The sequence below is a fragment of the Pantoea nemavictus genome (assembly GCF_037479095.1).
GTDB lineage: Bacteria > Pseudomonadota > Gammaproteobacteria > Enterobacterales > Enterobacteriaceae > Pantoea > Pantoea nemavictus.
On the sequence record NZ_JBBGZW010000001.1, the window covers coordinates 2823947 to 2836335 of the forward strand.

At 53.3% G+C, this 12389-nt stretch carries 11 protein-coding genes; 8 read left to right on the forward strand and 3 right to left on the reverse strand.

The genetic code is table 11. The features are described from left to right. The first annotated feature begins 1 nt into the window (after position 1). On the forward strand, positions 2-1285 hold the full coding sequence (thrC, locus tag WH298_RS12890; RefSeq protein WP_180823031.1) for a threonine synthase: 1284 nt from the start codon (positions 2-4) through the stop codon (positions 1283-1285). 178 nt (positions 1286-1463) lie between these two features. Here thrC and yaaA read toward each other — a convergent pair whose 3' ends face one another. Beyond that, a complete protein-coding gene (gene yaaA / locus WH298_RS12895) occupies positions 1464-2240 on the reverse strand; it encodes a peroxide stress protein YaaA (protein WP_180823032.1) in 777 nt (258 codons plus the stop codon). A 213-nt stretch (positions 2241-2453) separates the two neighbouring features. Between yaaA and tal the strand changes: the two genes are divergently transcribed. The 3 genes from tal to WH298_RS12910 all read left to right on the forward strand — a co-directional run bounded on the left by tal (position 2454) and on the right by WH298_RS12910 (position 5537). Further along, a complete protein-coding gene (gene tal, locus WH298_RS12900) occupies positions 2454-3407 on the forward strand; it encodes a transaldolase (protein ID WP_007884940.1) in 954 nt (317 codons plus the stop codon). Positions 3408-3526: 119 nt separating this feature from the next. Continuing rightward, positions 3527-4114 carry a molybdopterin adenylyltransferase gene (gene mog / locus WH298_RS12905; protein WP_049851424.1) on the forward strand — a complete coding sequence of 196 codons (588 nt, stop codon included), beginning with the start codon at positions 3527-3529 and terminating at the stop codon, positions 4112-4114. A 112-nt stretch (positions 4115-4226) separates the two neighbouring features. Next, positions 4227-5537, forward strand: a complete 1311-nt coding sequence (locus WH298_RS12910; protein ID WP_180823033.1) for an MFS transporter — start codon at positions 4227-4229, stop codon at positions 5535-5537. Positions 5538-5590: 53 nt separating this feature from the next. Here WH298_RS12910 and satP read toward each other — a convergent pair whose 3' ends face one another. Next, positions 5591-6151, reverse strand: coding sequence for an acetate uptake transporter (gene satP / locus WH298_RS12915; protein ID WP_180823034.1), 561 nt, complete (start codon positions 6149-6151; stop codon positions 5591-5593). Positions 6152-6449: 298 nt separating this feature from the next. Here satP and dnaK point away from each other — a divergent pair, with 298 nt between their 5' ends. The 4 genes from dnaK (at position 6450) to nhaR (ending at position 11931) form a co-directional block, all read left to right on the forward strand. After that, positions 6450-8354, forward strand: coding sequence for a molecular chaperone DnaK (gene dnaK / locus WH298_RS12920; RefSeq protein WP_049851427.1), 1905 nt, complete (start codon positions 6450-6452; stop codon positions 8352-8354). A gap of 104 nt (positions 8355-8458) precedes the next feature. Further along, the gene (gene dnaJ / locus WH298_RS12925; RefSeq protein ID WP_007884949.1) at positions 8459-9592 is read left to right on the forward strand and encodes a molecular chaperone DnaJ; all 1134 of its coding nucleotides are present in this window, start codon (positions 8459-8461) and stop codon (positions 9590-9592) included. 232 nt (positions 9593-9824) lie between these two features. After that, the gene (gene nhaA / locus WH298_RS12930) at positions 9825-11003 is read left to right on the forward strand and encodes a Na+/H+ antiporter NhaA (protein ID WP_007884950.1); all 1179 of its coding nucleotides are present in this window, start codon (positions 9825-9827) and stop codon (positions 11001-11003) included. 34 nt (positions 11004-11037) lie between these two features. Next, positions 11038-11931 carry a transcriptional activator NhaR gene (nhaR, locus tag WH298_RS12935; RefSeq protein WP_180823035.1) on the forward strand — a complete coding sequence of 298 codons (894 nt, stop codon included), beginning with the start codon at positions 11038-11040 and terminating at the stop codon, positions 11929-11931. Positions 11932-11992: 61 nt separating this feature from the next. On the opposite strand, the gene rpsT is transcribed toward nhaR, so the two are convergent. After that, positions 11993-12256: a 30S ribosomal protein S20 gene (rpsT, locus tag WH298_RS12940; RefSeq protein WP_036619798.1), complete on the reverse strand. Its 264-nt coding sequence runs from the start codon at positions 12254-12256 to the stop codon at positions 11993-11995. Between the last annotated feature and the right edge of the window lie 133 nt (positions 12257-12389).

Consider the following 12389-nt stretch of genomic DNA (forward strand, 5'->3'; position numbering starts at 1 on the left):
CATGAAACTCTACAACCTTAAGGATCACAACGAGCAGGTCAGTTTTGCTCAGGCGGTTAAACAGGGCCTCGGCTCGCAGCAAGGGCTGTTTTTCCCGCTCGAACTGCCGGAATTCGAACTGACCGATATCGATGTCATGCTGGAGATGGATTTCGTCAGCCGCAGTAGCAAAATTCTGTCTGCCTATATTGGTGATGAAATTGCCGCGCATCAGCTGGCCGAGCGCGTGAAAAACGCCTTCGCTTTCCCGGCTCCGGTGGCGAAGGTTAGCGAGGATGTGGCTTGCCTTGAACTGTTCCACGGACCGACGCTGGCGTTCAAAGATTTCGGCGGCCGCTTTATGGCGCAGATGCTCTCGTATGTGAGCGGTGCGGATGAGCAGATCACCATTCTGACCGCGACTTCCGGTGATACCGGTGCCGCGGTAGCGCATGCGTTCTACGGCATGGAGAACGTGCGCGTGGTGATTCTCTATCCGCAGGGCAAAATCAGCCCGCTGCAGGAGAAACTGTTCTGTACGCTGGGCGGGAATATCGAAACCATCGCGGTTGAGGGCGATTTCGATGCCTGTCAGGCGCTGGTGAAACAGGCATTTGATGATGAAGAGCTGAAAAAGGCGATTGGCCTGAACTCGGCGAACTCGATCAACATCAGTCGCCTGCTGGCACAGATTTGCTACTACTTCGAAGCGGTGGCGCAACTGCCACAAGAGCAGCGTAATCAGCTGGTGGTTTCCGTACCAAGTGGAAACTTCGGTGACCTGACGGCGGGCCTATTGGCGAAATCACTCGGTCTGCCGATCAAGCGTTTTATCGCTGCGACTAATGCCAATGACACGGTGCCGCGCTTCCTCGGCAACGGTGCATGGCAGCCAAACGCGACGGTGGCAACGCTGTCGAACGCGATGGATGTCAGCCAGCCGAACAACTGGCCGCGCGTGGAAGAGCTGTTCCGCCGTAAAACCTGGCGTTTAACCGATCTGGCTTACGGCGCGGTTTCAGATGAAACCACCCAATCCACCATGCGCGAGCTGGCGGAGATTGGCTACATCTCTGAACCGCATGCGGCAATTGCCTATCGTCTGCTGCGCGATAACCTGCAGGAGGGCGAATATGGCCTGTTCCTCGGGACTGCGCATCCGGCGAAGTTCAAAGAGAGCGTGGATGAGATTCTGGGCCAGGATCTGCCACTGCCGAAAGAGCTGGCCGAGCGTGCCGATTTGCCGCTGCTGTCACACAATCTGAAAGGCGATTTCGCTGAGCTGCGGGCGTTTTTGCTGAAGTAAGTGCTGGCTGGGGTAAGTGCTCGCTGTCCCCCATCCCGGCCTTCCCCCGCAAGCGGGGGAAGGAGACGCTGCCACATGCAGCTTCCAAACTCACATATTGCAGCATCTTCCTCCCCCATTTATGGGGGAGGACCGAGGAGGGGGGCAGCGAGCACAATCCAGGGCAGCGCTTGCTAAACTATTTCTGCTCGCGGCGCTTAAACACCAGCTCGTTATCTTTGCTTTCTGCCGCATCAATGAAGTAGCCATCCACATCGAATTTCTTCAACTGCGCTGGCTTGGTCAGGCGATTCTGAATCACATAGCGGCTCATCAAACCACGCGCTTTTTTGGCGTAGAAGCTGATGACTTTAAACTTGCCGTTCTTCTCATCGAGGAACACCGGCTTGATCAATTCGCCATTGAGTTTCTTCGGCTTAATGGCTTTGAAATACTCATCGGATGCCAGATTAATCAGCACTTCATCGCCTTGCTCAGCAATCGCCTCGTTGAGCTTCTCTGTCAGCAGATCGCCCCAGAAGCCGTAAAGGTCTTTCCCGGCCGGATTCGCCAGCTTAATCCCCATCTCCAGGCGATAGGGCTGCATTAAATCGAGCGGACGCAGCAAGCCGTATAAGCCGGAAAGCATGCGCAAGTGCTGCTGGGCAAACTCAAAGTCGCCATCGCTAAAGGTTTCTGCCTGCAAACCGGTATACACATCGCCTTTAAAGGCCAGAATCGCCTGACGTGCGTTATCCAGCGAGAAGGGCGGCTGCCACTGGTTAAAACGCTCGGCATTCAGATTCGCCAGCTTGTCGCTGATGCTCATCAGTGAGCTGATTTGCGCCGGTGAAAGATCGCGCGCAACGTCAATTAATTGGTGTGATTTTTCTAACAGCGCCGGTTGGGTAAAGCGTTGGGTCGCCAGCGGGCTTTCATAGTCCAGTGTCTTCGCTGGCGAGATTACCATCAGCATCGTTTACGTCCTCGTTGACCCGCAGGTTTATCAGGGAATTGAAGGGAAAAATGTCGCAGGGAGTGTAGCAAAAAAGCCGCAGAGATCGGCAAATCACTGCCATTTGTTAGCGCTATCGTAAAGGGCACTTCGTGGTGTTGCGCCGTCACTTGCGCGTGATATTATCGCAACAGCCTTTTACACCCTGACAGTCAACCTAAGAGAAAGAGAACCATGACGGACAAACTTACTTCCTTGCGTCAGCTGACTACTGTGGTCGCCGACACCGGTGATATCGCGGCGATGAAACTGTATCAGCCGCAGGACGCTACCACGAACCCTTCTTTGATTCTCAACGCCGCTCAAATCCCTGAATACCGCAAACTGATTGACGAAGCCATTAGCTGGGCACGTCAGCAGAGCAGCAACAAAGAAGATCAGCTGGCGCTGGTTTCAGACAAGCTGGCCGTCAACATTGGTCTGGAAATTCTCAAACTGATCCCAGGTCGCATTTCGACTGAAGTTGATGCGCGCCTTTCTTATGACACCGAAGCGAGCATCGCTAAAGCGCGTAGCCTGATCAAACTGTACAACGATGCTGGCATCAGCAATGACCGTATCCTGATCAAGCTGGCCTCAACCTGGCAGGGCATTCGTGCGGCTGAGCAGCTGGAAAAAGAAGGCATCAACTGCAACCTGACGCTGCTGTTCTCCTTCGCGCAGGCGCGTGCATGTGCCGAAGCGGGCGTGTTCCTGATCTCACCATTTGTGGGCCGTATCCTCGACTGGTACAAGCAGAACACTGATAAGAAAGAGTACGCAGCACACGAAGATCCAGGCGTGGTGTCTGTGGCTGAAATCTACAACTATTACAAGCAGCACGGTTATGAAACCGTGGTAATGGGCGCCAGCTTCCGTAACGTCGGCGAAATCATCGAACTGGCTGGCTGTGACCGTCTGACCATCTCTCCGGGTCTGCTGAAAGAGCTGGCGGAGAGCGAAGGTACGGTTGAACGCAAACTGAGCTACAGCGGCGAAGTGAAAGCGCGTCCAGCGAAGATGACTGAAGCTGAGTTCTTCTGGCAGCACAACCAGGATCCAATGGCCGTGACTAAACTGGCTGAAGGTATCCGCAACTTTGCCATCGATCAGGGCAAACTTGAGAAGATGATCGCCGAACTGCTGTAAGGTGATATGCCGTGGCAGCGACCCGCTGTCACGGTTTTACGTTTTTCCCTCGCTTCTTGTATTATCCTTTTTCATCTCATGCCATTTGCTGCCATGCAGCCAACCACAGCGATAACTCTATGGATACTTTACGTATTGGATTAATTTCCGTTTCCGATCGTGCTGCCAACGGCATCTACCAGGATCAGGGCATTCCGGCGTTAGAGAGCTGGCTCGCCACCGCGCTTGTCACGCCATTTGAAATCGAAACGCGTCTGGTGCCCGATGAACAGCCGATGATTGAGCAGGCGATCTGCGAACTGGTCGATGAGCTGTTCTGTCATCTGGTGCTTACCACCGGCGGCACCGGGCCAGCACGACGTGATGTGACGCCAGATGCCACGCTCGCCATCGCCGATCGGGAAATGCCCGGGTTCGGCGAGCAGATGCGCCAAATCAGCCTGCAATTCGTGCCAACGGCAATTCTGTCTCGTCAGGTTGGCGTGATTCGCAAGCAGTCGCTGATCCTGAATCTGCCGGGCCAGCCGAAATCGATTAAAGAGACGCTGGAAGGCGTGAAAGCGGAAGATGGAACGGTCAACGTGCCGGGGATTTTTGCCGCTGTACCTTATTGTTTACAGCTTCTGGAAGGGCCGTATGTTGAAACGCATGACGCAGTGGTAGCAGCTTTTCGCCCTAAAAGTGCCCGTCGTGAGACAAATAACTAAAAAACGGCGTTTTCAGGCATAAAATCCAGCGGCGCTGGTGTGGCAAAATATTGACGGTATAGTAATCCAATCTTTACAAAACGTATGTTTAGCCTCTGGATACCGCTGGATTATGGATACGCACGCAACGCGTCGACTCAACGGACAGGATTACAAAACCCTGTCGCTGGCCGCCCTTGGCGGGGCGCTGGAATTCTACGACTTCATTATTTTCGTTTTCTTTGCCGCGGTGATTGGCGAACTGTTCTTTCCGCCCGACATTCCTGAATGGCTGCGGCAGGTGCAGACGTTCGCCATCTTTGCCGCCGGCTATCTGGCGCGCCCACTAGGCGGCATTATCATGGCGCACTTTGGTGACAAAGTGGGGCGCAAAAAGATGTTTAGCCTGAGTATTCTGTTGATGGCGCTGCCCACGCTGGCGATGGGTGCGTTGCCAACTTATGCCAGCATCGGCATCGCCGCGCCGCTGTTGATTCTGCTGATGCGTGTGCTGCAGGGGGCGGCCATCGGCGGTGAAGTACCCGGCGCGTGGGTGTTTGTTGCCGAACATGTTCCTGAGAAACGTATCGGTTTCGCCTGCGGCACGCTGACAGCCGGTTTAACTGCCGGCATTTTACTGGGTTCGCTGGTGGCAACGGTACTGAATACCACGCTTCCACCGGCTGCCGTTCGCGATCACGGCTGGCGTATTCCGTTCTTTCTTGGCGGGATTTTTGGCCTGCTGGCGATGTATCTGCGCCGCTGGCTGCACGAAACGCCGGTATTCCAGCAGATGCAGCAGCGTAAAGCGCTGGCGGATAAAATGCCGCTGCAAACTATTCTGGCCAGCCACAAGCGTGGCATTGTGATTTCGATGCTGCTTACCTGGCTGCTGTCAGCCTGCATTGTGGTGGTGATTTTGATGGCGCCGACGCTGATGCAGAAACAGCACGGCATCCCCGCGGCGCTCAGCCTGCAAGCCAACAGTTTCGCCACCATTATGCTGCTGCTGGGCTGCGTTATCGCCGGATGGTTGGTGGATCGCTTCGGCGCAGCGCGGTCGCTGATGGTCGGTTCATTACTGCTGGCAATGGGTAGCTGGAACTTCTTCCATCAATTAGGTAGCACGCCCGAAATGCTGTTTGTTTGGTATGGCTTAGCGGGCTTGAGCGTTGGCGTGGTGGGTGTAGTGCCGTTTGTCATGGTGCGCGCGTTCCCGGCCGCGGTGCGTTTTACCGGCATCTCGTTCTCATACAACGTGGCTTACGCGATTTTTGGCGGACTCACGCCGATTAGTGTGACGCTGATGATGAGCCTGACGCCGATGGCACCCGCGTGGTATGTGCTGGCGCTGGCAGGCATTGGTTTCATGGTGGGGATTTGGCTGTGGCGCGATAGCCGTCAACAGCATGCGCAGTTGGATATGTCGCTGCACTCGTCATAATAAACAACGCGGAGCCCAATAGGCTCCGCGTTGTTTTTCTTCTCTTGCCACATTTACTCGCCGATCGGTAGGACCGTACGGCCAAATTTCTCGTTCAGCACTTCGCCCATCGCCAGATAGAAGGCGCTCGATCCGCAAATGATGCCAATCCAGCCGGCAAAACGCAGCAAGCCCGCGTTGTCGGTCAGATGACCTATCGCCAGCAGGGCAAACAGCAGCGTCAGGCTGGCAAAGATGAACTGCAGCATTTTGGGTGACTTCAGCGTGCCGAGGAACAGGAATGCAGTGAAAATGCCCCATAGCGCGAGATAGGCGCCGAGGAAGTGGCCGTCGGCTGCGGACGCTAACCCAAGCTTTGGCAGCAGCAGAATTGCCACCAGCGTTAACCAAAAGCTGCCGTACGAGGTGAACGCGGTCAAACCAAAGGTATTGCCTTTTTTATACTCCAGCAGCCCGGCAAAGATTTGCGCGATGCCACCGTAAAATATGCCCATTGCCAGGATGATCACATCCATAGCGAACAGGCCGGTGTTGTGTAAGTTAAGCAGGATGGTGGTCATACCAAATCCCATCAGGCCCAACGGAGCGGGATTCGCCAGCGTGGTGTTGCTCATAATTCCTCAGAAGCAGCGTTTAAATGTTGTTAGTTTTTTTAGCCACGCAAGCCGCCGGGGCCGCGTGGCGCTGCATAATAAGCGGCCTGTTTTTGGCCAACTTTGATCTTAATCGACCAGAGAATGAAATTTTTTTTAGTTTTAACCCTTGATGCGCATCGAACCGGCCCCATTTAGTTGTCATCGAGCGTTGTGAGGCAGCAAAAAAAGCCTGCTTCAGCAGTTGAAAGTGGTCAGTTTGACCGCATCTCTGTTTCACAACCCTAATTGGCAAAGAATTTAAGTGGGAGATGTTTAGATGGGTAAGATTATTGGTATTGACTTGGGTACAACCAACTCATGTGTTGCGGTTATGGATGGTGGTAAAGCGCGCGTGCTGGAAAACGCCGAAGGCGATCGCACCACGCCGTCGATCATTGCGTATGCACAGGATGGCGAAACTCTGGTTGGTCAACCGGCTAAACGTCAGTCTGTGACCAACCCGCAGAATACCCTGTTCGCGATTAAGCGCCTGATTGGCCGTCGCTTCCAGGACGAAGAAGTACAGCGTGATATTAAAATCATGCCTTACAAAATCATCGGCGCTGACAACGGCGACGCATGGCTGGATGTTAAAGGCCAGAAAATGGCACCGCCGCAGATCTCTGCTGAAGTGCTGAAAAAAATGAAGAAAACCGCGGAAGATTTCCTCGGTGAAGCAGTAACTGAAGCGGTTATTACCGTACCGGCTTACTTCAACGATGCGCAGCGTCAGGCAACCAAAGACGCCGGCCGTATCGCGGGTCTGGAAGTAAAACGTATCATCAACGAACCAACCGCAGCTGCACTGGCTTACGGTCTGGATAAAGGCCAGGGCAACCGCACCATCGCTGTTTACGACCTGGGCGGTGGTACTTTCGATATCTCAATCATTGAGATCGATGAAGTTGATGGCGAGAAAACCTTTGAAGTGTTGGCAACCAACGGTGATACCCACCTTGGTGGTGAAGACTTCGATAGCCGTCTGATTAACTATCTGGTGGCAGAATTTAAGAAAGATCAGGGCATCGATCTGCACAATGATCCACTGGCAATGCAGCGTCTGAAAGAAGCCGCAGAGAAAGCCAAGATCGAGTTGTCTTCAGCGCAGCAGACCGACGTTAACCTGCCGTACATCACGGCGGACGCGACCGGTCCTAAGCACCTGAACATTAAAGTGACTCGTGCGAAGCTGGAATCACTGGTTGAAGATCTGGTTGCGCGCTCTATCGAGCCGTTGAAAGTTGCTCTGCAGGATGCCGGTCTGTCAGTTTCTGACATTAACGATGTCATCCTGGTAGGCGGTCAAACGCGTATGCCAATGGTTCAGGCCAAAGTCACTGAGTTCTTTGGTAAAGAGCCACGTAAAGACGTGAACCCGGATGAAGCGGTTGCTGTAGGTGCTGCGGTTCAGGGTGGCGTGTTGGCTGGTGAAGTAAAAGACGTTCTGCTGCTGGACGTGACCCCGCTGTCGCTGGGTATCGAAACCATGGGTGGCGTGATGACGTCGCTGATCAGCAAGAACACCACTATCCCAACCAAGCACAGCCAGGTGTTCTCGACTGCTGAAGACAACCAGTCTGCCGTGACCATTCACGTGCTACAGGGTGAACGTAAGCGTTCTGGTGATAACAAATCACTGGGCCAGTTCAACCTCGACGGTATTCAGTCTGCACCGCGCGGCATGCCGCAGATCGAAGTCACCTTCGATATCGATGCGGATGGTATCCTGCACGTGTCGGCGAAAGACAAAAACAGCGGCAAAGAGCAGAAGATCACCATTAAGGCTTCTTCTGGTCTGAACGAAGAAGAGATCGAAAAAATGGTGCGTGACGCGGAAGCTAACGCCGAGTCTGACCGTAAGTTCGAAGAGCTGGTTCAGACCCGTAACCAGGGCGATCAGATTTCGCACAGCACGCGTAAGCAGTTAGATGAAGCTGGCGACAAACTGTCTGCCGATGATAAAGCACCGATCGAAGCGGCATTGACTGAGCTGAACACGGCGCTGAAAGGCGAAGACAAAGCTGAAATCGAAGCCAAAATGCAGGCATTGATGGAAGTGTCCAGCAAACTGATGGAGCTGGCACAGCAGCAAGGTCAATCAGCTGATGCAGGCGATGCGTCTGCACAGAAAGATGACGACGTTGTCGATGCTGAATTCGAAGAAGTTAAAGACAAAAAATAATTGCCCCTGACCGGGCGCGACGGCTGGCCTGACAGCCGTTGAAACCAGCACGGGCGTAGGAGATCTCTCCACGCCCGTGCGATCATGTTAAGGGCAGAACAAATATGGCTAAGAGTGATTTATACGAGATCTTAGGCGTCTCTAAATCCGCTGATGAGCGTGAAATCAAAAAGGCTTATAAGCGCCTGGCGATGAAATACCATCCGGACCGTAATCCGGACAATAAAGAAGCTGAAGCGAAATTTAAAGAAATCAAAGAAGCCTACGAAATTCTGACCGATGCGCAGAAGCGTGCAGCCTACGACCAATACGGTCATGCGGCCTTTGAACAAGGTGGTATGGGTGGCGGCGGTGGCTTCGGCGGCGGCGGTGCTGATTTCAGCGATATCTTTGGCGACGTATTTGGCGATATCTTTGGTGGTGGCCGCCGTCAGCGTGCCTCACGTGGCGCCGATTTACGCTACAACATGGAGCTAACGCTGGAAGAAGCGGTACGCGGCGTGACCAAAGAGATCCGCATTCCTACGCTGGAAGAGTGTGATGTTTGCCACGGCAGCGGCGCGAAAGCGGGAACCAAACCACAGACATGTCATACCTGTCATGGTGCGGGCCAGGTGCAGATGCGTCAGGGCTTCTTCACCGTGCAGCAAGCGTGTCCAACCTGTCACGGTCGCGGTTCAGTCATCAAAGATCCGTGCAACGCGTGTCATGGTCACGGTCGCGTTGAGCGCAGTAAAACCCTGTCAGTGAAAATTCCTGCAGGCGTGGACACCGGCGATCGCATTCGTCTGAGCGGCGAAGGTGAAGCAGGCGAACACGGCGCACCGGCAGGCGATCTCTACGTTCAGGTGTCGGTGAAAAAACACCCGATCTTTGAGCGTGAAGATAACAACCTGTACTGCGAAGTGCCGATTAACTTCGCCATGGCTGCATTGGGTGGCGAGATAGAAGTGCCAACCCTGGATGGTCGCGTAAACCTGAAAGTGCCTTCTGAAACGCAAACCGGCAAACTGTTCCGCATGCGCGGCAAAGGCGTGAAATCGGTGCGTGGTGGCGCGGTGGGTGATTTGCTGTGTCGTGTGGTGGTGGAAACGCCTGTTAGCCTCAACGACAAGCAAAAAGCGCTGCTGCGCGAACTGGAAGAGAGCTTTGGTGGTGCAGGCGGTGAGAAAAATAGCCCGCGCTCTAAGAGCTTCTTTGACGGCGTGAAGAAATTTTTTGACGACCTCACGCGTTAATTGCGTCAGGTATGTTTGATAAAGCGGAGAGGAAACTCTCCGCTTTTTTTATGTTTCGCCACTCACGCGTCACTCCTGATATATGCTCAATTTTGCCCATCACTTGATGTACGCCAAAAACGTCATCGCAAAGGCTCGGTATTATCGAGCATTAAACGAGACATAAGCTGCTTTTAACGAGGTGTTTGAATCGCTACACTTCTCAGCCAAATGTCTCTACTCAGGAGGAGTTGTGAACAAACCCCGTTCTATTCGAAGCTTACTTAAAAGCTTTATTGCCAGCGATGCCAGTAATGGCTTAGTGCTGATTCTGGCTGCCGTCGCGGCAATGATTTTGGCTAACAGCGCGGAGACCGCTCAAGGCTATCAAGCGTTTCTCGCGCAACCGGTACAGATTCGCTTTGGCGCATTAGATATCAGTAAAGACCTGCTGCTGTGGATCAACGATGCGATGATGGCGTTGTTCTTCCTGGTCATCGGTCTGGAAGTGAAACGTGAACTGATTACCGGCGAACTCGCTAGCCGCGATCGCGCCATTTTCCCGGTGATTGCTGCGCTCGGCGGTATGGTTGTGCCGGGGCTGATATTTTTTGCCTTGAATCATGGCGATCCTATCGCACGTAATGGCTGGGCGATTCCAACTGCCACCGATATTGCCTTTGCTTTAGGCGTGCTGGCCTTATTGGGAAGTCGTGTCCCTACCGCGTTGAAGGTATTCCTGATGGCGCTGGCAATTATCGATGATCTCGGCGCCATCGTGATTATCGCGCTGTTTTACACCAGCGACCTATCGGTGATGTCGTTAAGCGTGGCGGCGGGCGCAATTGTGTTGCTGGCGATTCTCAATCGCTGTGGTGTACGTAATATCGCAATCTATATGCTGGTCGGCATCGTGTTGTGGACTGCGGTGCTGAAATCTGGCGTACACGCCACACTGGCGGGCGTCGTTGTCGGCTTCTTCGTGCCGCTGGAGGAGAAGAACGGCCATTCACCGGCTGAGCATTTAGCGCATGGCTTGATGCCATGGGTAAACTGGCTGATTCTGCCGCTGTTCGCTTTTGCAAATGCGGGGATTTCGCTGAGCGGTATCACCTTTATGGATGCGCTGTCGCCAGAGCCGCTGGGTATCATTCTGGGCTTGCTGATAGGTAAACCACTGGGGATTACGCTGTTCTGCTGGTTGGCGGTGAAGTGGCGGCTGGCGGTACTGCCAGCGGGCACCACGATACGCGATATCATGGCGATTGGTGTGTTGTGCGGTATCGGCTTTACCATGTCGATCTTTATCAGCTCACTGGCCTTTGATGCTGCCCACGAGCAACTGGTGACCTTCTCCAAACTGGGCATTCTAAGCGGCTCGCTGCTCTCGGCGGTAATTGGTTACACGCTGCTGCGGATTAAACTGCGTTAATAGAGGAAGGAGGCGAAAGCCTCCTTTTTTGCCAATGAATCAGCTCAACTTTAATCATCTCTACTATTTCTGGCAGGTGTGTAAAACCGGTTCGGTGGTGCGTGCAGCGGATGTGCTGTGCCTGGCGCCACAAACTGTCACCGGCCAAATTAAAGCACTGGAAGAGCAGCTCGGCGGGGTGTTGTTTCGTCGTCAGGGGCGCGGATTAGTGCCCAGTGAATTGGGGCAGCTGGTATTTCGTTATGCCGATCGTATGTTCATGCTGAGCCAGGAAATGCTCGATATCGTTAACTATCGCAAAGAGTCACATCTGCTGTTTGATGTCGGCGTGGCGGATGCGCTATCGAAGCAGTTAGTGAGTAAAGTGCTTGAGGCGGCGGTGGTGGCAGAAGAGAGAATTCATTTGCGCTGCTTTGAATCGACACACGAAATGCTGCTGGAGCAGCTTAGCCAACATAAGCTGGATATGATCCTCTCCGATTGTCCTATTGATTCTACCCAGCAGGAAGGGCTGTTTTCGGTGAAGCTGGGCGAGTGTCCAATCAGTTTCTGGTGCAACACGCCTGTACCGGCGCAGCCTTTTCCCGCCTGCCTCGAAGAGCGTCGCTTACTGATCCCTGGTCGTCGTTCGATGCTGGGGCGCAAATTGCTGAACTGGATTCACAGCCAGGGCTTGCAGGTTGAGATTCTGGGTGAGTTTGATGATGCGGCCTTAATGAAGGCGTTTGGCGCGCTTAACAACGCGATATTCGTGGCTCCCACGCTTTATGGCGACGGCATTTATCGTGATGATGCTATCAGGGAGATTGGTCGTTTGGATGCGGTGATGGAGGAGTATCACGTCATTTTTGCTGAAAGGATGATTCAGCATCCGGCCGTGCAGCGTATTTGCAATCGCGATTTCAGCGCGCTATTTACCAGTGAATAACAGGCATAAAAAAACCGGCTAAGCGCCGGTTCTTTTTACAAAGCGATGAACAGACGGGCGATTAAGCCAGTTTGTTGATCTGTGCAGTCAGGTTTGCTTTATGACGTGCAGCTTTGTTTTTGTGGATCAGACCTTTAGCAGCCTGACGGTCCACGAGTGGTTGCATTTCGTTGAATGCGTTCTGCGCAGCAGCTTTGTCGCCTGTTGCGATAGCCGCGTATACTTTCTTGATGAAAGTACGCATCATTGAACGGTTGCTTGCGTTATGCTTGCGACGTTTCTCAGATGTTACGGCGCGTTTCTTAGCTGATTTGATATTAGCCAAGGTCCAACTCCCAAATGTGATCTATATGGACAAATCAAAGGCCGAGGACTATGCCTTTTGCGCCTTCTTATGTCAATGGATTTGTGCAAATAAGCGTCGTTTTAAAAACAACACTCGATTACGTAATTGATGG